Here is a 21552-nt window from a genome sequence, read left to right on the forward strand (position 1 = left end):
GATGAAACTTTTCAACCACAGAACTTTCTTGTGCCTTATTTTCCTGATAAGCGCCACATTTCTTCCTAAAACTTTTGCCCAAAGCAAATTTAACCTCTACGAACAAACCAGCGAAACCGCCGGGCTCATCATTCAATATGGCCAGGATACGCGTGCGATCCGTTCTTTTTACTCACCGATGGAGCGCGGAAGAGGCGGTTTTGGAGCGCCTAGCAGTGTTTTAAATGCACCTGAGCAGCGTAAGCGCCTTCGTGCAGTGGATCAAAACTATCTGGATAAGCTCGCTAAGCTCGATTTTGAAGCGATGAGCATTTATGGAAAAGTGGATTACATTTTGCTCAAAAGAAGCATTGAGGACGATTTGCTGACATTGGGCAAAGAGGAAAAGGAATACAATGCTGTGAAAACCTATTTCCCTTTTGCAGATAAAATTTACGCATTGGAAAAAGGCCGCAGACGCGGTGCAACGGTTGACGGACAGGCTATTGCAGGTCAGTTAAATGATATTTTAAAAGAAGTAAAAACGGCCTCAGATGCGTTCAAGAAAACAGAAAGCATTGAAATGCCCCTCGCTGAACGCGGCGAAGATGCAGTAAGCGGATTAAAGTCCAGATTGAAAAGCACTTACGAGTTTTATAAAGGTTACGATCCTATGTTTTCCTGGTGGGTTCCTGAGCCTTACGAAGCATTGGACAGCGCCTTAACCGCTTATGCCAAAACAATTAAAAGCAAAGGCAAGCTGACCACAACCCAAAAAGACGACAAAAGCGGCATTAAGGGTGTCCCCATCGGTCGCGATGAGCTGATCCGCCAGCTGGATGCAGAAATGATCAGTTACACGCCGGACGAATTGATTGAGCTTGCCAACAAAGAATTTGCATGGTGTGATAAGGAATTGCTGAAAGCCTCGCAGGAAATGGGTTTCGGGAATGACTGGAAAAAGGCGCAGGAAAAGGTCAAAAACAGCTATGTAAAAGCAGGAACACAGCCCGAATTGATCCTGAAACTCTACGACGATGCTAAAACTTTCATTACCGCCAACAATCTGATTGATTACCCGGAAATCGCCGACGAAACCTGGGGTATGCAAATGATGACGCCTGAGCGCCAGCTCATTAACCCTTTCTTCCTGGGTGGCCGCGACATTATCATTTCCTACCCAACCAACACCATGCAGCACGAAGACAAGCTCATGAGCATGCGCGGCAACAATCCTTATTTTTCAAGGGCGACCGTGCATCACGAGCTTGTGCCGGGGCATCATTTGCAATATTATATGAACAGCCGCTATAAAGCTTACCGCAGCGAATTCCGGACGCCGTTCTGGACCGAGGGTTGGTCGCTTTACTGGGAATTGCTGCTGTATGACAAAGGTTTTGCCAAAACGCCTGAGGAACGGATCGGAATGTTATTCTGGCGGATGCACCGTTGCGCACGGATTATTTTCTCGCTCAATTATCATTTAGGCAAATGGGGCCCGCAGCAATGCATTGATTTTCTGGTGGATAGGGTGGGTCATGAGCGTGCCAATGCAGAAGGCGAAGTGCGCCGGTCGTTCGAAGGCAGTTATAGCCCGCTTTACCAGGTGGCTTACCTCATCGGCGGCTTGCAGATCCTGAGCCTGAAAAATGAATTGGTCGACAGCGGAAAAATGACATACAAAGAATTCCACGATGCCATTATGAAGGAAAATAATATGCCCATTGAAATGGTAAGGGCCACATTGATCAATCAGCCGGTGACGCGCGATTTTAAAACAAAGTGGAAATTTTATAGTTTCAAATAAAAGCGTACTTTAAGAGTTGAAACCTGCCTTTTCTAACCCAAAAATCTTTTATGTCAGTAGAAACCGTCCCGGAGAAAACCGCATTTAAACCCTCATTAGGTCTTGTAGACGCAACGATGCTCGTTGCCGGCAGTATGATCGGATCGGGAATTTTCATTGTAAGCGCGGACATAACGCGTAACACCGGGAGCGTTGGCTGGCTCATGTTTGTGTGGTTGATCACCGGTTTTATGACGCTTACGGCAGCATTGAGTTACGGCGAGTTAAGTGCCATGTTTCCCAAAGCCGGAGGCCAGTATATTTATCTCAAAGAAGCCTATAATCCGCTGATCAGCTTCCTATATGGTTGGAGCTTTTTCACCGTAATCCAAACCGCCACCATTGCAGCCGTGGCCGTAGCTTTTGCCAAGTTTACAGCTTATTTGTTACCCCAATTTAGCGAAGACATCGTCGCGCTCGATCTCGGATTTTTACAAATAACGCCCGCCCAGTTACTTTCTATTGTCGTCATTGTGCTGTTAACGTTCATCAATACACGCGGCGTCAACAGTGGCAAAATTATCCAGACTACATTCACATTAACAAAGCTTTTGAGCTTGCTGGGTTTGATCGTTTTCGGTCTGCTTTTTATGAAACCGGAGATCTGGGCAGCCAACTGGGATTCTGCAACCATGTGGGATATGCATAAATTAAATGTAGATGGAAGCATTGCCTCCTATACAACGATCGCTGCTTTTGGCGCTATCGCAGCGTCGATGGTCGGTTCAATTTTCAGCAGCGATTCCTGGAATAATGTAACTTTCATCGCAGGAGAAATCAAGAATCCACAGCGTAACATTGGACTTAGCCTTGCATTAGGGACTATCATTGTAACGGTTATTTATTTGCTAACCAATGTTATGTACACTGGCGTTTTGTCTTTGCAAGAAATTGCAGCTTCCGACAAAGATCGCGTGGCCGTAACCGCTTCCCACGTCATTTTCGGCACTTCGGGAACGATCATTATTGCGGTGATGATCATGATTTCAACATTCGGCTGTAACAACGGTCTGATCATGTCAGGCGCGCGGGTTTATTATTCGATGGCGAAAGACGGTCTGTTTTTCAGCAAAGTAGGACAGCTGAACAAGAACTCGGTTCCTGAATTTGGTCTTTGGATTCAATGTGTCATTGCGTCACTCTGGGCACTGAGCGGAAAATACGGTAACCTGCTGGATATGATTTCGTTTGTGGTGGTTGTGTTTTACATGCTTACCATTGTCGGGATTTTTATTCTAAGAAAAAAGAGACCCAATGCGGATAGACCTTACAAAGCATTCGGCTATCCATTTCTGCCAATCATTTACATTGTTATGGGGCTGGCATTCTGCATACTGCTTATTATTTACAAGCCAGAATACACCTGGCCAGGATTGATCATTGTGCTATTGGGCATCCCAGTCTATTATATCATTGCTAAAAAAGAGATCAAAGCATAAAATTCATCTTGCATCATTGATAAAAATAAAATAAAAAAATATCAGCTCTCTCAATCATCTCAATTGCCGTCGGCTTAAGCCGACGGCAAAGGAATTTATTTGATTTATGAAAAAGATATTCTGTTTAATGCTGTTTTGTCCAGGGCTGTTGCTGGCTCAGGAGATCGACCAAGCTGCCCTTGCCAAAATCCGGAAAGAAGGAATGGAAAATTCCAAAGTGAAAGAAATCGCCCATCAACTGACGGACGTTTCTGGCCCCCGCCTTACCAATTCGCCGGGCTTCCAAAGAGCAGCGGAATGGTCGGTAAGCGAGCTGAAAAAGTGGGGTTTGCAAAATTCGCGCATTGAAGATTGGGGTGAATTTGGAAAAGGCTGGCAGGTTGAAAAAAGCTATCTGGCAATGACCAAGCCTTATTATATGCCATTTATCGCCATTCCAAAAGCCTGGACTTCCGGAACTTCGGGGCCGATCAAAGGCGAAGTGGTGGTCGTGAATATTCAGAATGAGGAAGACCTTAAAAAATATGCAGACGGAAAGCTGACAGGGAAAATCGTTTTGGTAAACGGCCCCGCCGACACCGATCCGACATTCAAGCCCGACGCCGTGCGTTACACAACGGAGGATTTGGACAAAATGACAAATTCCCAGCCATTCGGCCAAAGCAACTTCACCCCCGAACAAGCTGAACGCATGCGCACCATGCGCAGCTTCCGCAGCCGCGTCGACAGCACCATGAAAGCGCAGAAAATCAGTCTGGAACTCGCAGGTAGGGCAGGTAAACACGGCACATTCTTCACCAGCAACGGGGCATCCTACAAAGGCGATGCACCATTAGCCGGCCCGGCATTTGAAATGGCCCCCGAGCACGCCGGACTAGTCGCCCGCCTAATCGAAAGCGGCATTCCCGTAACACTAGAAGCCGAATCACAAACCTCATTTTTCGACAAAAAACTCACCACAGGCAACGTAATCGCCGAAATTCCCGGCACCGATCCCAAGCTGAAAGATGAAATAGTGATGCTAGGTGGCCACCTAGATTCCTGGCACAGCGCAACAGGTGCGACTGATAATGCTGCCGGTTGCACGGTCATGTTAGAAGCAGTAAGAATTTTGCAGGCATCCGGCTTGAAACCTAGAAGAACCATACGCATCGCGCTTTGGTCTGGCGAGGAGCAAGGGCTGCATGGATCACGCAATTATGTGAAAAACACATTTGGCGATCCGCAGACAATGAAGCTGTTGCCAGCGCACGAAAAATTATCTGCATATTATAACATTGATAACGGCACAGGCCGCATCCGTGGAATTTATCTGCAAGGCGACGAAGGCCCACGCGCGATTTTCGAGAAATGGCTTGCGCCTTTTAGCGACATTATCGATCATCCAACCATCACATCCAGAAACACCGGCGGCACTGATCATCAAAGTTTCGATGCGCTAGGACTTCCTGGTTTCCAGTTCATCCAGGACGGAATTGAATACGGCTCCCGCACGCATCATACCAATGCGGACACATATGAGCGCTTGGTTATGGATGATTTAAAACAAATGGCCGTGGTGGTTGCCAGTTTCGTTTACAACACAGCGCAACTGGATCAAAAAATCCCAAGAAAAGAACTTCCTAAGCCAAAAAACGCAGCCGAAGTAAGAAAATAACCCTTTCAAGATTTTACTGATGAAAATTCTAATTTGCTATTGTTCGACATTCAACATCACGCAGATGGAAAATCCTATCAAGTTGCAAAAAAAGGTGTTTGAAGGGTGGAGCAGGGCAGGACTTTAGAATAGATAGGAAATCTAATTCATATAGGAGGATTTGATCGTCTTCATTGGTAGCAGCATTTTGCCAGTGCCGGAAAGCAGGATAAATCCGTATCGCTTATAAAAACTTTTTGATTGATCGTCAATCGGATCTACAACCAAGGCCAGTGAACCAACTGATTCACAGGTTTCAATACTTCTTCTAAGTGCATTCATCAACAAAGCTTCACCATAGCCCTGACCCTTGATACTATTGTCGCAAGCTAATCTTCCTAATAAAATCGTCGGCAGCGTTTGGTAAGATGGAGGCAGCTTTTTTGCTAACTCTACGGGGAGCATTTCTTTGTTTACTGAGCTTGCTGATAGTGTATAAAAGCCTTTAACCACATTGTTATCATCAATCAGAACAAAACACGCAGACAAATCCCTATTTACATCTTGCTTTGCTTGCGTTTTTAGATAATTATCGAGAAGCGGATTTCCACTGTTAAAATCTTTCTTTATATGCTCATTCAGCAACCTGGTGATCAGATATCTCATTATCATTTATGAATTTTTGATAATTCTGCATCGCTTTTATCAGGTTTGCATTGGGCGCCGGAGGATTCAGTATGGCATTGACAAAAATCTTCTTATCCTCAATAGTTCGAAGAATTTGGTTGTTTTCCATAATGATTTTGTTCGCTTCTGTCTTTACACAAAATACGATAAACTCAGACAAGCTTTTAAACCCGCTTAATTCAGAAGCGTATTTGATCAATTCCTTATGTTCTTTACTAATTCGCACATCAATTCGATCTTTAATGGGAGTTTTCATTTCGTGAGGTCATTGAGTATAGTGCTGTAAATGTACGGGAATTGTACGTACACATGCAAGTGTTATTGCCATAATCTAAATCTCTGGATTAGCGAAAAGATACTTTTTTGCTTTTTCCATCAAACCCAGTAAGTTTACGGCGTCCAAGTTTTCCCAGGCAATGTTGTTGGCAAATCAGTTTGTCGGCATTATTTTGCTTCGATACCGTATTGCACCATACATAAAGTACGGTGTCGTAACTACCGTAATGGTTTGAACACCATTAACCTGGGAAGGTTTGGACAACGGCAAGTGCGGCACCGTGTTTTGCTTCACAAAATGTCCAAATTATCCAAAAATGCACACATCAAAAGGTCAAGAATCCCGCCAAAGCGCAGCCTAGGAGCTGCTAAGTAACTATCTAAACCAAGATGTCGACCTGATTGAAATTGAACGGATGCACAACGAAATGCTCCGTCATTATCTCCGACCTACCGATGAATGGAACCTTAGTCGTAAGTATGCGCTGCTTGCGTTGGATACGAGTGAGGTGATTACGCGATTGTTGAAGGAGATTGGGGATTATGGTAAGCGAAGTTGAATTAAAAAAGCCGTCGTCAACTTATCTGGCAACGGCTTCTTTACAATTTTTCAAATTTTTAATTACACGGCAATCAATGTCAAGGGATCGATGCGTTCGAAATGCTTCCTATTTAATGTAGCGAGAGGCATTTCGTTGGCAACGGCACTTGCTGCAATCAGTAAGTCGGCTAAGGCAATTTGCTTGCTTTTTTTCTTCAATTCAATATTAATGTGAACAGCCGTGTCGATACAATCCTCATCAAGTGAAATGATTTCAATTTGTCTGAAAACATTATCCCAAAATGCCGTTTGACTCGCATTCGCTCCTGAATAAATCTCATACTTTGTTATCGCCGAGATTGTAAAAGCGTAACCTTCCCTAACTAATTTGATCCAAATTGAATTGCTCTTATCTGTTTTGCGATAAAAATCTATGAGAATAGAAGTATCAACCATCACAATTTTTTCCGCCATTGGTTGATTGCTTTTCTGTTATTTTCAATGGTTTTGATTTCTTCTTCGGTTGCGGTAGGGCCGTTCAAAAGAAGCGACTCCAAGTTGTTTTGAGACTTTTCTTTTCCTTCTTTCTCAATTTCAGCTTTGAGCTGCTTCAGCTGCCTCGCAGGCAATGTTTTCACTGCTCTTAATAGCTGGTCGAACGATATATCCACTTGTACTTGCATAAATCAAATTTAATGAATTTCTGCTAAAATGAAATTCCCCATCACCCGCGCAACGCCTCAATCCCCCCAACATCCTTCACCAATTCCTTCCCCAACACCCGATTCCCGTCCTCCGTAATCACCAAATTATCCTCTACCCTTATCCCCGTAAAATCCCTGAACTGCTCCAATTTCCCATAATCAATAAACTGCGAAAGCTTGTTTTCAGCCTTCCAGCGATCAATTAAAGTTGGAATAAAGTAAAGTCCAGGCTCGACGGTTAGCACGAAGCCGGGTTCGAGAGCGCGGCCTAGGCGGAGGGATTTCCAGCCGAAGGTGGTGCTTTTGATGAGGTCTTCGGTGTAGCCTACGTATTGTTCGCCGAGGTTTTCCATGTCGTGGACGTCCAGGCCCATCATGTGGCCGAGGCCGCATTGGAAGAAGAGGGTGTGGACGTCGTTTGCGAGTGCTTCGTGTGGATCGCCTTTGATGATGCCTACGGATCTTAGGCCTTCGAGTAACTTCGTGGATGCTAATGCGTGGATGTCTTTGAACAAAACGCCTGGCTTGCAGGCTTCAATCGCCGAGACTTGCGCATTGAGCACGATTTCATACATTTCTTTTTGAATGCTGCTGAATTGCTTGCCGGCTGGGATCGTGCGGGTGAGGTCGCCGCAGTAATGCATGGCGGTTTCTGCTCCTGCGTCGCATAATGCCATTTGGCCGTCCCGGATGACGCGGTCTCGGGCGTGGGTGTGCAATGTTTCTCCGTTGACGGTCAGGATGATAGGGTAGGAAATGTCGCCGCCTTGGGCGATGGCTATGCTTTGTAATTTCCCTGCTATTGCCTTTTCCGTCATGCCTGGCCGGGTTGTGCGTATGAAATCCAGATGCATGTCAATGGACGTGTTGACGGCCTTTTCAATCTCTGTGATTTCTTCTTCGGTTTTATAGGAACGCATAGAAACGACGGCCTTGATCAGCTTCACCGAAGCACGTTGCGACGCTTCAGATGGTGAAACTTGCAGCCATTCCTGCAACTGCAATGTATGCTCAGCGCGGTAAGGAGGCAAAAAATGCACTTCTTGTTTCTTGCTTTGTATGTCCCGCAAATATCCAGCGAGCGCCGAAAGCGATTTTACTTGCGTAACGCCCACTTTGGCAGCTTTTTCAACAAGCGGCTCCTGGTAACCCGTCCAGACAATGTCGTCAATCGTCAGTTCATCGGCAAAGATGATTTCCTGATCGTTATCAATGTCTATAACGGCATGAATTGAAGCCATATCCAAACCGAAATAGTACAGAAAAGTGCTGTCTTGACGAAATGGATAAACATTATCCCGATAATTCATCCCCGACTCCTCATTGCCGAGAAAGAGAATAAGCCCGCTTCCAACTTTCTGTTTTAATGTCCGGCGGCGTTGTTTGTAAGTTTCTTTTGAGAACATAATTTTTTGAGTGCTAAAAATTCAATGTAAATGTCGGGTTGTCAGATTAGAATAAAATCGCTTAGTTTGGCTTCAATTTAACACACTATAATTTTTGCATCATGAAAACAGTACAAGTGACTCTGCTTAATCAACATCGTTTTCTTGACGAGGCTGGTGATGCCGCTTTTTACGGTAAAGGTAACACTCCAATTGTCGGGAACGATGGCGTTTCAAAATGCTTCATCCTCGGAATGTTAAAGATCAACGAACCGCTCAATATAATTAGGAAAAAAATAATTGATTTACAGATTCAAGTGGGCAATGACTCTTACTTTACATGCATTCCTAGCATTCAGAAAAGAATCAACACGAAGAATTTTTATTTTCACGCGAAAGACGACATACCAGAAGTCAGAAAACTAGCATTTGATTTTATAAAGAGCGTAGATTGCAGTTTTGAAGCAATTGTGGCCAGGAAGATATATAGTGTTTATCAAAACAAACACAATGGTAAGGAAGCAGAATTCTATGCCGACTTATTGTCTCATTTACTTAAAAACAAACTGAACAAGTACGAAAATCTTGTCCTTAACATTGCACACCGATCACAATGCACCACGCATGTCAATTTGCAGAAAGGACTAGATAAATCAATTGAACGATCAAAAACAAAATCTCCTGACAAATCAAGTGATTGCCGGGTTGTTTTCAATGTGCAGCATCCTACAACGGAACCGCTACTCAACATTGCAGATTACTTCTGCTGGGCTGTTCAGCGTGTTTTCGAAAAAGGCGAGACACGCTATTACGACTACATTAGCGACCAAATTGGCTTAGTAATAGACTTGTATGATTTTGAAAAGTACCGGCTTGATGACGGCAAGGCAGGAAATTACTATGGTCGGAAAAATAAACTCACGAAACTGAATTTCATCCCATAAAAAAAGCCCGTAAGTGCACTAAGAAGGATACCCTTCAACGGCGTGGAGCCGACCTTCATGCATAACAGGCTGATACAAAGATGGAAATATAATTACAGAATACAAAAAAATCCTGCTCACCAACATTGCCGGGAGCAGGAGCTTATTACCTAACCTTATGAAAGACGTTCTTAATAACCTGGGTTTTGTTTCAGGTTTGTGTTTTTGTCCAGTTCCGTTTGCGGGATCGGGAACAAGGCACGTTGCTGGGCTTGCGGGCGGTGGTTGAACCATTTTTTGGTTTCGTATACACCAAACCGTATCAAATCCTGGCGGCGGTGTGCTTCCGCTGCGAATTCCCAGCCCAGTTCGTCCAGGAAGCGTCCGAATTTAATGTCTTCCCCGCCTTGGCGCTCAGTGATTGTGCCGTTGGTTGCCTGGTAACCGTAGTTATATCGACTGCCTTTTGCGAGGTCTGCTGCCGTTACAGTTGCTTTTGCAGGATTGGTTTTGAATGCGCGTTTGCGGACTTCCGTGACGATGGTCGCTGCGTCGGCGGCTTTGCCGGTGCGGAGAAGTGCTTCTGCTTTGATCATCATGACGTCAGCGTATCGGAGCAATGGGAAGTCGTTGTCCAAACTGCCGGTTGCGTTAGGTTTGATTTTGTATTTTCCAATGCGGTAACCGTCGGTTGACGCTGTTTTATCGATGCCCGGGACGGTTTTGGAATAAGTGATGACCACTGCGCCGGTTGTGGCGTTTTTCTGTGGGCCCATGATCCAGGTGTCGGCCAGGCGGCTGTCTTCGGCGTCGTAGGTGTCGATAAATTGTGGCACGGCGCAGTTCCCGCCCCATGGACCGGCGTTCATCGGATAAACGGTGCGGCTCAATGGATCGAGTGTTTTCATATGGATCTGGTTGCCGGTTCCGTAAATTTCATCGTAAGGGATCGCGAAAATGATCTCTTTGGAATTGAAATTGGTCCAAGTGAAAACATCGGAATAATTGGCATCCAGCACATATTTGCCGCTTTTGATCACATCATCTGCTTGCTGAATGGCTTTTTCCCATTCCGGCGTGCCCGTGTAAACTTGCGCGTTCAAATATATTTTTGCCAAAAGCGCTTTCGCACCCCACTTGTTCAGCTGTCCGTAAGTTGTGGACGCGTTTTCGCTGAGGTTCGGCATGACTTCCAGCAATTCTTTTACCACAAAATCATACACTTCTTTGCGCGTGTTCTGTTTTGGTAAATTAATGTCCTTGAAATCCGTCACAATAGGCACATTGCCGTGATTATCCAGCAAAAGATAGTAAGCCAATGCACGCACTGCTCTCAACTCGGCTTCCACTTCCACTTTGCCCGTTGTCAAAGGAATTTCACCTTCTGCAATCTGAGATAAAACCCTGTTTGCCGTGGTAATGCTGCGGAATGAGCTTTGCCATGCATTTTCGGGTTGCCATTGCAGGGAAGTCCAGGTGTGCTGGTGCATCCGGCGATAGGTTCCGCCATCGTCCCAGCCATTCGGGCGAACGGGCGTAACGATTGCGTCGGCTGCTTCTTCTTGTAAGTCAAAATAGCCCTGCCAGCCTAACATTAATGCGCGAAGAGATGAATAAACGGGCGCTACGATCGCAGGAAGGTCCTTGGCTGTTGGCTGGTAAGTGCTCGCCAAAACTTCCGAATAAACCTGTTCTTCCAGGTCAGTGCAGGAGTAGAGCGTGGCCGCACCCATCATGGATGCGAGGACGATATGTATTTTACTTTTATTAATCATTGTTTCAAAAAGTTTGCTGTGGATCAGAATGTTACACTAAGACCTGCTGTGAAGGTCCGGGTTGTCGGATATTTGTCGCGCTGGTCGCTTCCCGGGAAGAAGCCGGTCATGTCTACGCCTTCCGGGTCAATGCCGGTGTAGCCTGTAATGGTCGCTAAGTTCAAGCCGGAAACGAAGATGCGAGCGTTTTTCAAGCCTTTCAGGTTAGGCAGCGTGTAGCCAAACGTAACATTGTCGATTTTCCAGTAATCACCTTTCTCAATGTAATTGGAAACATAAACAAGCTCATTGTTCAACACCTTGCCATCAATCGGGTCGTAAGCCGTTTTCAGCATGTTGTAAGCCTTGTTTCTTGGGTTGTTATAGAACATGCTCTGGAAGTTCAGAATGTCGAATCCGAAAGCGCCGCGCATGTTTACAGCCAGGTCAAAGTTTTTGTAACGAACCGAGTTGTTCCAGCCTACATTGTGCTTTGGAATACCATTTCCATAATACTGGCGATCTTCCGGCGTCGCATTAGCAATAGGAATCACCTCGCCGTCTTTGTTTTCAACCAGCCACGAGCCTTTTTCATCAACGCCTACACTTTTCCAAACAAAAAACCGTCCGATTGGCTCGCCCACTTTTACGCGGTGCGTAGAAACCTGGATCGGCTCACCTGTGTAGCCAGCGTCGAAGAAGTCGTTAGCAGCTTCAAACTGGTCGTTGGAAAGACTTACCAATTTATTCCGGTTGGTTGAATAAGTAAATCCGGTGTTCCACTGAAAATTAGCAGTTTGAACCGGCACAATATTCAAAAGCACTTCCATTCCCTCGTTCTTCATCGTTCCAGCGTTAATTAACATCGAACCGATCAGGTAAGGAGGCACTGGAACAGGGAAATCATAAAGCAGATCTTTCACCTTGCGGCTATAAAAGTCAATCGAGCCGTTTACCCTGTTTTTCAGGAAACCGAAATCGACACCCGCATTAACTTCTTCTTTTTTCTCCCAGCGCAAATCGGGGTTGAAGTTTCGGGCCGGAATGAAGCCCGGAACCCATTTTCCACCAATAAACGCCCCGTCTTCACGACTGAAATTATAGCTGATCTGTGACAGATAAGGGTCACTAGCAATGGTTCCTGTTATGCCAATCCCGGCTCTAAGCTTAATCTCTGAAACGCCCGAAAGGCCCTCCATAAAGCGCTCTTTGCTAATTCTCCATCCCACGGACGCCGCAGGAAACGTTCCCCATTGATTGTTAATCCCAAAACGGGAAGAGCCTTCACGACGCACGCTGGCCATGAACAGATATTTCTCGTCCACGCTATAAGTCAAACGACCGAAGAAACCGGCAAGCTGCCATTTGTTCTTCGTGCTTGACATTCCAGCCTGGCCTTTTTGCAAAGCGCCACCCGCGCCGAGGTTGTTCCAATCGTAAGCGTCCGTTGGGAAATCCCAGTTGTTTGCGCTGAATGCTTCATACGTTGCATCCTGCCAGCTATATCCGCCCAGCAATGTGAAACGGTGTTTGCCAAATGTTTTGGCATAATTTCCGGTGAATTCCAACAGGTTTTCGTTGTTCGCGTAAGTGCTTCTGAATGCCGTTGCGTTTTGGTTGCTAAGGCGCGTTGCCGTGTGGTTGAATGTTGTCGAACCACCTTCCAAATTGCTGTTTTGCACATTGGAAACCAATAATTTGAAGTTCAAATCAGCAATCGGTGCGTAGTCCAAACTTCCGCTCATCCGCATTTCTTTAAACTTCGCTTCGTAATTGGATTCATTCAGTAACGAAACCGGGTTTTCGTAAAAATAACCGTCCCTTTCCTGCCAAGCGCCGGTTTCAGTTCTCACATTGTCCGTCGGGTTGCGGATCATGGCCTGGCGATAAGCGTAGCCATAAGCTGCATCATTATTGGCAGGCGAAACCGCTCCGTTGGATGAAGTAATGCGGTTGAAGATCTGAATGTTTGTTTTCAATTTATTATCAAACATTGCGTGGTTTAGGTCGGCGCGGCCGGTAAAGCGGTTTTGACCTGATCTCAAAAAGATCCCTTCCCAGTTGCGGTAATTCACAGAACCTGTAAAGTTGGTTGTGCTGTTTCCACCAAAAAACGTTAGGTTATGGTTATGACTTACAGGGTTTTGCGTGATTTCTTTGAGCCAGTCGGTGTTGCCGCCGTAATCGGTGTAATCAATGCCTTCACCGATTTTCTGACGATAATCGTCACCCGTGAGCAACTTCGGTCTGCGTGCAATGGTCTGAATATTCACATAATTGGAATATTCCACCGAAGAACGCGATGACGTGTTGCGGTTTTTACGCGTGGTGATCAGGATTACACCGCCAGTTGCGCGTGTTCCGTAGATTGCAGCGGCAGAGCCATCTTTCAAAACGTCCACAGACTCAATGTCTTCCGGAGCAACCGTATTCAACCCACCCGGAATCCCATCGATGAGGATCAGCGGGTCGGATGTTCCGTTGATGGAGTTGATCCCGCGGAGGTTAATCTGCGTGTTGGCAGTAGGGGAGCCGCTGGGCGTTGTAATGCGCAAACCAGCCACTTTTCCCTGGATCAATTGCGCAGCATCACGAACGGTTCCTTTGATAAAATCCTCGCGCTTAATGCTCGCAACCGAACTCGTAATGTCACCCTTTTTCTGCGTTCCATAACCGATCACGACCACCTCAGAAAGCTGCTTCTGATCCGAAGCCATTTCAATGTTGAATTCGCTTTGGGTTCCGACAACCAACTCCTGACTGGTGTAACCAATGTAGCTCAAAATCAATGTTGCATCCTCGGGAACGGTCATTTTAAACTTTCCTTCAGTGTCCGTTGCAGTTCCTATCGCATTATTTCCTTTCACAATAATGGTCACGCCCGGCAGCGGATTTTTGTCTTCCGCTGAAACCACGGTTCCGGTAATCTGGCGATCGGCTGCCTGTGCATTTCCTGGCAGGACAAGCAGCACGGCGACACTGCAAAGCAGGTAACAGGCCACTTCCTGAATAAGTCTGGATAATTGTTTATTCATGTGTCAAAAGTTAGATGGTGATAAAATTTTAGTTAGCTGGGTTACTTGGCTTCTTTATTAGACGGGTTCGACTCAACTTTCATAATTCCATTCATAATCCGCCAATGGCCCGGGACGGTGCACAGGAAAGGATAATCGCCGGGTTTTTCGGGGGCAATGAAAACAAGCGTTGTGCTTCCCTCAGGACTGATCAACTCGGTGGAATGAATGATTTCGGGCATTTTTGGAATGTAATTCAGTTCGATAGCATTGCTTTCACGCGCCAGCAGATCCGCAGCTGCACCCACTTTTTCCAGACTTCCCGGTGACGCAATGAGCAGGTTATGCTGCATAAAATCCGGGTTGGTAAAGCGGATCGAGACTTTTTGACCAGGTTTTACGGTAAATGTCTTTTTATCAAATTTCATTTCATGCTCAATCACTTTCAGGTTGATCGTCACCGGCGTTCCTTTGCCTTTTCCAATTGCTTCCGGCTTGCTAACCGGCGCTGCTGCGGCCACTTTTTTCTCTGATTTATCTTTTGAAACCTGGTTCAATTGCATTGTGCTTTTCACATCCAGCCAGCCTTTTAACCTGAAATTTTCAGGATAATCGCCCACCCGGTTTTCATCACGTAAGTCGCGGCCGAGGCGGATATCGTCGGGGTTAAATGGTTTGGTAAAAAGCGATGCTGCTTTGCCCTTAATGGGTGTTTCATCTTCAATCGCCAATGTCATTTCACCGCCTTCGGATAATGTTGCAACGGCATTGAAGCGCTCAGCAGGCAATGTTTGGTTGGAATAAATGTCATAAGTTTTGCCATCCTGTTTGATCAACCAATGCAATTTTCCCTCGTTCATATAAAGGCTGTAACCATTCTCTTTGTTGCCTTGGGAGGCCACAACGCCCGATAATGCTTCGTCGGCTTTGGTAATAATGGCCTTAATAGTGATTTCTTTGTTGGTAATGTCCGGCGGGAAAATCGGTGGCGACCAAAGGTTCAGCACATAAGTTTCCTGCACCAATCCGCGCTCAATGCGGGCAGTTAAAGTGGAATCTTTCAGCTTTGCGGCTGCATTCTTAAACCCTGCTTCATGCTTGATCACGCCTGAAAAAATGGCCTGCTGCAAATATTCATCCGAGGCATTCTCCGAATCCTGACCGGCCAGATAAAGCATTTTTCCAATTTCATCAGAAGCCGGCAAATCTGTAAGCGCTTGAATCGCAGCGAGTCGCACTTTCAAATCAGGATCATTCAAAGAATTCGTCCATTTCAATGCAGAAAGCGTTTTGTCGTTTCTGGGCAGAAGTTTCACCGCATTCTTGCGAACGCCCGCAGCCGGATGGCGCACTGCACGAACTAACGCGTGGTAAGCCTCCTCATTCGAGCCATCCAGCGCACCCAATCCCTGCAATGTCCAAAGCGCATGCACGGCAGGACTGTTCAAGCCGATTTCATCCACAGACTGATCATTAAGCATTTTAATCAGCTCAGGAACCAATGTGTTGTGCTGCGCTTCTACGATCAATCTTTGCGCTGTTGTGCGCCAGAACATGTTGTCATTTTTTAATGCTGCTAAAAGTCCGGCGGGGTCATTTTTATCCAGTTTTACCGGTTGATAAGGTTTGGCATTTTTATAAACGACCCTGTATATACGTCCATGCTTGTTATCCCGCAGCGGATTGATATATGCATTGCCTTTTCCATTCTCGAAACCACGCGGCGTGGGGTTATGCTGAATGATGAAACTATACCAATCCGCCACCCAAACGGCTCCATCCGGCCCAACTTCCGCATGCACGGGCGAAAACCATTCGTCCGAACTGGCCAGCAAATTGAAACCGTTTTTCTCCTTATAACCCGCGCCTTTGGGTTTCAGCATCGCCTGGTAAAGCAATCGCCCCGTCGGTTCGCAGACAAATGCAGTTGCGTTCCAATAATGTTTTGGGAAATTCCTCGCCGTGTAAAGGTTATGCCCCGCCGCAGCTGTGAAGCCTCCATGAAAATCCACCTGGCGTAATGCAGGCGTCATGTAGTTCATATCATAATGCGAATCCAACTTGTAAACCGTGTTGCCCGAACCGTCGGCAACAGAACGTTTTACATATTCCAATGGCATCGCGAAATGTCCGCTGTAATTGCCATTGGCTGTTGAAATAAACACTTCAAAATCCTCCGAAAAACCCAATCCCCAGGTGTTATTCGACGTCCGGCCAATGTATTCCAGATTTTTGCCATCCACATCAAATGTATAAATGCCCTGACTGAAATTCACCGGCTTATCATTCACCATGCCGCGGTAACCCGCATAACCCAACACGCCCCAGATCTTGTTATCCAGTCCATATTTCAGATTCGACGGTCCGGCGTGCGTATCGCTTTTGCCCCAGCCGCTGATGATGTTTTCGCGAATGTCTGCTTTGTCGTCGCCGTTGGTGTCTTTGAGGAAAATGAAATGCGGGGCTTGCGCTACAATGATGCCGCCGTTGGCAAATGTAAGGCTGGTAGGAATGTTGAGGCCGTCTGCAAAAACGGTAAACTTATCGGCTTTGCCGTCGTTGTTCGTGTCCTCGCAAATCTTGATGCGGTCTTTTCCGGTTCCGTCTTCCGTTCTGATCTCGTTTGGATAATCTTCCGTTTCAATGATCCACAAACGGCCTTTTTCGTCCCAGGCCATGGCGATAGGTTTCACAATGTCGGGTTCGGAGGCAAATAATTGTAAATCAAAATCAACCGGAACCTGGATCAGTCTTGCTGATTCAGCAGGCGAAAGCGGAAGCTGGAATTTGGGAGCCGGATCGCGTTTTTCGTAATTAGGAACGTCGGCGTCTTTGAATTCTGGTGTGGGCAATTTCAGGCTTGCATAGGCTGCTTTTGCATCATCGTTTATAGCCCATAAAACACCATTCAGCACCAGATCGTGAAATCCTTTTTGCTTCCAGGTGCGCTCGTCGTGGCCGTATGCGGTGTAAAACACGCGGCCTTTTCCCTGCGTCCGCACCCAGGTCCAAGGCTCGTGATGCGTGCCTTCGACACGTTCCTGCAAGATATTAATGTCCGGATTGATCTTCGCATGCACGTAAGTTTCATCCCAGGTTTCAAACTCCTTCAAACCGGCCATCACCGGATGATTTGGCTTCGTGATCGGCGCCGTGAATGTGCCATATTTATGCGTGCTGAATTGCGCGCCGACGGCTTTGATATACCAATCAGAATTTTGAAAACAGAATGAAGCTGCGTGTAAAGGGATCAATGCTTTGCCACCTTCCACAAAATCCTTCACCGCCGTTTCCTGCGCCGGTGAGATCACATTATGGTTGGCATAGATCATCAAACCATCGTATTTCGCCAGATTTTCGGCATTCAATGCATTCAGGTCCGAAGTGTAAGTGAGGTTAATGCCCTTTTGAAACAACGGATGCGCGAGCATCGGGAAGAATTTTTCCGAATAATGATGCTTGCTGTCGTGGCCCAGGAACAAGATTTCAATGCGCCGCCCTTCGCTGGACTTTACTTGAACGGCCGTTCCAGATTTGCGTGTGCAGCTGTTGATGAAGAGTAAGCAGGTCAGTATGAGTAGTAAATTTTTCATTTTCAAAGGGCAAAGTTTTCCTGTTTGGATGTTTGCAATTTTTGCAATCCATTACACCGTTTCCGGGCGACTTCTGGTCTATTTTTACTGTGGTGTTAGGTCTGTTTTATTCCTATTCGGAGGCGTAACCCCCAATAGTTTGTTTACAAAAAAATCCCGCTTTTTCCTTCTTCCGTAAGTTCCGCCGTCGCTGTGGCCCATGCCCGGCACCACCAGCAATTCAAAATCCTTGTTCGATTTGATCAATGCATCCGCAACGCGGTAAGTCGATTCCGGCGGCACATTCGTGTCCGCTTCGCCTACGATCAGCAGCAAGTCGCCCTGCAATTTGGCGGCATTGGTAATGTTGGATTGCTCGTCGTAATGCTTGCCGATTGGGTAACCCATCCATTGCTCATTCCACCATTGCTTGTCCACACGATTGTCATGGCATCCGCAAGCCGAAACCGCGGCATCGTAAAAACTAGAGTGAAAAAGCAATGCGCCCAATGAATTTTGACCACCAGCAGAAGTCCCATAAACGCCCACCCGACTCGAATCCACATAGGCATATTTCGAAGCCAATGCCTTCATCCAGGCAATGCGATCAGGAAAACCAGCGTCGGCCAGGTTTTTCCAGCACATATCGTGAAAAGCTTTCGAGCGATTGGCTGTTCCCATGCCGTCCATTTGCACGACGATAAATCCAAGCTCCGCCATGCTCTGCATTTCACCATAAGAACGGAATGCTTTGGGTACAAATGAATCATGCGGGCCGGCGTAAATGTTCTCGATGATCGGATATTTTTTGGTCGCGTCAAACTTGCTCGGACGATACACGATGCCCCAAATGTCCGTTTCGCCATCGCGTCCTTTGGCTTTGAAAATCTCGGGCAACTGGAAGCCCAGCGACAGATATTGCGAAATGTCCGCCTCTTCCAGCTTGGTCACTAATGAGCCGTCTGCCGTTTTCCGAAGCTCAGAAACCGGCGGGCTCATCATCGTTGAGTAAGTGTCAATGTAATAAGTGCGGTCGGGCGAAAAAGTGAGCTGGTGCGTGGCTTTCGCGTGATCCGTCAACTTTACGAGTCCGCTGCCATCAAATTTGATTCTATAATAATGAATGTGATAAGGATCTTCATCCGCATTCATGCCGCTCGCCCGAAACCAGACTTCGCGTTTTTGCGTGTCAATGCTGTCAATGTCACGAACCACCCAATTGCCTTTTGTGATCGGATTTTTGATTTTTCCCGAAAGCTCATCCACCAGATACAAATGCCGCCAGCCGTCTTTTTCGGATGACCAGATGATCTCGTGTTTTTCAGGTTGGTAATGCGTGTAAATCAAATTTTGGTAAATAAATGTCTCCGTTTTTTCATCAATCACATTCCGCGTTTCACCTGTTGCCGCATCCACATCGATCACTCGAAAACGCTGGTGCCCGCGATCCACTTTTTCGTAAGTAAAATGCGTGTTATCCCCATGTCTCCATCGAATGATCGGCGCTTCGAAAAAGTCTATAATGTCCGATTTTACTTTGATCAAAGCCTTTGTCTCGACATTCACTACAAACATTTCATAAGACGTAAATTCATCGCCCGGCTGCGCATAACCGCGCGTTTTCACCTCACCGCGCGTTGTGTTCGGCAGGGAAGACATAATGATGCTGATCTGCCGCTCTTCATGCGGCGTAATGCGGTAGGCAACCAGATATTTTCCATCCGGCGACCAGCTGAGCTCGCCAAAGGGTTTCAGCGGATTTCCCTCGAATGTGAGCTGCTGAGCGTCTTTTTCTTCTTTTTTGGTTAAATAAATATTGCCATTTCTAATGATAGCGGTCAACTTCTTGTCCGGCGAAGTGCTATCCGCCCGGAATGGTCTCCACCGACTTCTTGCCCGCGTCCAGCCTATTTCTTTGGGACGGTCAATGGGCAGTTTGTCAAGCTTTTTAGCAGTTTTGGTTTTTGTATTAAATGCAAACCATTTGCCTGTTGTTTGTACAAAAAGCGTTTGATTTTTCGGGTCTGAATAAATTTCGCTGAGCAGTAATTTATCAGCCGTTAATGTTGAATCGAGCGTTTTGGAAATGGCAATCGCGAGTTCTTTTTTGTCTAATGGACTGGTCTTTTTTCCGGTCGTTGGATTGACAAAAACATATTCGGTCAAGCTGTCTTTTAATACATTTCTATAATAAAAAGAATGGCCGTCGGGTTGCCAGGTCGGCTGAATGGTTGCTTTTAGAATTGTTCCTTTGGTCAGTGAATCCATCAGCTCCATATGCTTGTAGGAGGCAGTAATTTCAGCCGCATCGGGATGATAAGGAGCCAATGTTGATTGCTGTGCAATGCTTTTTTGAGAAAACATTGTCACCGTGGCGCCGACAAAAAAGGTCAGTATACGAAGCTTTTGACTGGTAAAACGCACCATACTAAGAGAGATTAACTTCAATTTCGTATGGGTAAAATTACCTTTCTGGGTTGCAATAAACTTCGTTGTAATTAGCGGCTTTTTTACCGATATTAACTTATTTCAGTCTTTGATTTTGCAATTGGGTTAAAAGAGAAGATTTAATTCGGGATAAGCACAGAAGCGTAGAATAAACGACGGCGACGCGACTCATAGATTAGGTTAATAGATCCCAAATGCCAATGCTGCCATGACAAAAACCACTAGCCAGCCCATCGCAAGCAAAATGCGCGAATGTTTATAAGTCCCCATCAACCGCGATTTCCCGCTCGCAATCAGCAAAATAGCCAGCGCAACAGGCAGCACAAAGCCATTTAAAGTGCCTACGAAGACCAACACTTTCACCGGTTTGCCAATAATCGCAAAGACAGCAGTGGAAATCGTAATAAAAATAATGGTTAGCGCCGCGTGATATTTTTCCAGCAAAGGATGAAACGAGCGAACAAACGAAATAGAAGTGTAAGCCGCCCCAACCACAGAAGTGATGGCCGCGCTCCAAATGACCAACCCGAAAATCTGCCTCCCAGCCGATCCCGCGGCTTGCTCGAAAATGGAGGCCGTTGGATTTTCAGGGTTAATGGTCGCGCCAGCCATGATTACGCCCAAAGATGCAAGGAATAGTAAATACCGAATGACGGTTGTAATCAAAATGCCCGTTGCCGCGCTGCGGTTGACTTGCGGCAGCGAAGCCTCACCACTAATGCCGCTATCCAGCAACCGATGCGCACCCGCAAATGAAATGTATCCGCCGACCGTCCCGCCCACCAATGTTACCGCCGACATCGCATCAAATTTTTGAGGCAGAATCGTATGTTGCAAAGCTGAAACCAGCGGTGGATGTGACGTGAAGGCAATGTATAGGATTAAAATAATCATTAGCATCCCTAAAACGCGGCTGAAAATGTCCATCGCTTTTCCAGCTTCTTTGAACAAGAAAATCCCAATTGCGATGCCTGCACTCAGCACGGCTCCAACTTTCACATTCATGCCCGTCATAGCTTCCAATCCCAAACCAGCCCCAGCCACATTGCCAATGTTGAATGCAAAACCGCCTATCACAATCAAGAAAGCCAGCATATGACCCAGTCCGGGAAACAATGCATTGGCCAATTCTTGCGCACGCTTGCCGGAAACAGTGATGATTTGCCAGATGTTAAATTGCGCACAAAGGTCAATGAGGACAGTGAGCAGGATAATGAAGCCGAAACTCGTAGCCAGTTGCTGCGTAAAAACGGTCGTCTGCGTCAGAAAACCCGGGCCAACCGCGGAGGTGGCCATCAGGAATGCTGCGCCGAGTAATGCTTTGGAGGATTTCGTTTTTGCCATTATT

14 protein-coding genes are annotated in these 21552 nt (G+C 46.3%); 4 read left to right on the forward strand and 10 right to left on the reverse strand.

Going from position 1 to position 21552, the window contains the following annotated elements; translation table 11 throughout:
* Position 1 precedes the first annotated feature (1 nt).
* The 3 genes from L0659_RS17695 (at position 2) to L0659_RS17705 (ending at position 4921) form a co-directional block, all read left to right on the forward strand.
* Positions 2 to 1786, forward strand: coding sequence for a DUF885 family protein (locus tag L0659_RS17695; protein WP_235127951.1), 1785 nt, complete (start codon positions 2 to 4; stop codon positions 1784 to 1786).
* Positions 1787 to 1836: 50 nt separating this feature from the next.
* Entirely contained in the window at positions 1837 to 3264 is a 1428-nt protein-coding gene (locus L0659_RS17700) for an APC family permease (RefSeq protein ID WP_235127952.1), read from the forward strand.
* Between the two features lie 106 nt (positions 3265 to 3370).
* Positions 3371 to 4921 carry a M20/M25/M40 family metallo-hydrolase gene (locus tag L0659_RS17705; RefSeq protein WP_235127953.1) on the forward strand — a complete coding sequence of 517 codons (1551 nt, stop codon included), beginning with the start codon at positions 3371 to 3373 and terminating at the stop codon, positions 4919 to 4921.
* Between the two features lie 141 nt (positions 4922 to 5062).
* Here the strand turns inward: L0659_RS17705 and L0659_RS17710 are convergent, their stop codons facing one another.
* The 5 genes from L0659_RS17710 to L0659_RS17730 form a co-directional block, all read right to left on the reverse strand.
* Positions 5063 to 5566, reverse strand: coding sequence for a GNAT family N-acetyltransferase (locus tag L0659_RS17710; RefSeq protein ID WP_235127954.1), 504 nt, complete (start codon positions 5564 to 5566; stop codon positions 5063 to 5065).
* Positions 5535 to 5843 (reverse strand): DUF1778 domain-containing protein, encoded by a 309-nt coding sequence (locus L0659_RS17715; protein ID WP_235127955.1) that lies wholly within the window; start codon positions 5841 to 5843, stop codon positions 5535 to 5537. Before L0659_RS17715 ends, L0659_RS17710 begins: the two co-directional genes overlap by 32 nt.
* 642 nt (positions 5844 to 6485) lie before the next feature.
* Positions 6486 to 6878, reverse strand: a complete 393-nt coding sequence (locus tag L0659_RS17720; RefSeq protein ID WP_235127956.1) for a type II toxin-antitoxin system VapC family toxin — start codon at positions 6876 to 6878, stop codon at positions 6486 to 6488.
* Entirely contained in the window at positions 6860 to 7087 is a 228-nt protein-coding gene (locus tag L0659_RS17725) for a hypothetical protein (RefSeq protein WP_235127957.1), read from the reverse strand. Before L0659_RS17725 ends, L0659_RS17720 begins: the two co-directional genes overlap by 19 nt.
* Before the next feature lie 41 nt (positions 7088 to 7128).
* Positions 7129 to 8514, reverse strand: a complete 1386-nt coding sequence (locus L0659_RS17730) for an aminopeptidase P family protein (protein ID WP_235127958.1) — start codon at positions 8512 to 8514, stop codon at positions 7129 to 7131.
* A 101-nt stretch (positions 8515 to 8615) separates the two neighbouring features.
* Here L0659_RS17730 and L0659_RS17735 point away from each other — a divergent pair, with 101 nt between their 5' ends.
* Positions 8616 to 9437, forward strand: a complete 822-nt coding sequence (locus L0659_RS17735) for a DUF3800 domain-containing protein (protein ID WP_235127959.1) — start codon at positions 8616 to 8618, stop codon at positions 9435 to 9437.
* Between the two features lie 170 nt (positions 9438 to 9607).
* Here L0659_RS17735 and L0659_RS17740 read toward each other — a convergent pair whose 3' ends face one another.
* The 5 genes from L0659_RS17740 to L0659_RS17760 all read right to left on the reverse strand — a co-directional run bounded on the left by L0659_RS17740 (position 9608) and on the right by L0659_RS17760 (position 21548).
* Positions 9608 to 11191 carry a RagB/SusD family nutrient uptake outer membrane protein gene (locus L0659_RS17740; protein ID WP_235127960.1) on the reverse strand — a complete coding sequence of 528 codons (1584 nt, stop codon included), beginning with the start codon at positions 11189 to 11191 and terminating at the stop codon, positions 9608 to 9610.
* Between the two features lie 23 nt (positions 11192 to 11214).
* Positions 11215 to 14205: a SusC/RagA family TonB-linked outer membrane protein gene (locus L0659_RS17745; RefSeq protein WP_235127961.1), complete on the reverse strand. Its 2991-nt coding sequence runs from the start codon at positions 14203 to 14205 to the stop codon at positions 11215 to 11217.
* Between the two features lie 41 nt (positions 14206 to 14246).
* Positions 14247 to 17777, reverse strand: a complete 3531-nt coding sequence (locus L0659_RS17750; RefSeq protein ID WP_235127962.1) for a PVC-type heme-binding CxxCH protein — start codon at positions 17775 to 17777, stop codon at positions 14247 to 14249.
* Positions 17778 to 17861: 84 nt separating this feature from the next.
* Positions 17862 to 20183, reverse strand: coding sequence for a S9 family peptidase (locus L0659_RS17755; RefSeq protein WP_235127963.1), 2322 nt, complete (start codon positions 20181 to 20183; stop codon positions 17862 to 17864).
* A 201-nt stretch (positions 20184 to 20384) separates the two neighbouring features.
* On the reverse strand, positions 20385 to 21548 hold the full coding sequence (locus tag L0659_RS17760) for an NRAMP family divalent metal transporter (protein ID WP_235127964.1): 1164 nt from the start codon (positions 21546 to 21548) through the stop codon (positions 20385 to 20387).
* Positions 21549 to 21552: the final 4 nt, after the last annotated feature.

This window comes from Dyadobacter sp. CY347, assembly GCF_021502655.1.
Classification (GTDB): domain Bacteria; phylum Bacteroidota; class Bacteroidia; order Cytophagales; family Spirosomataceae; genus Dyadobacter.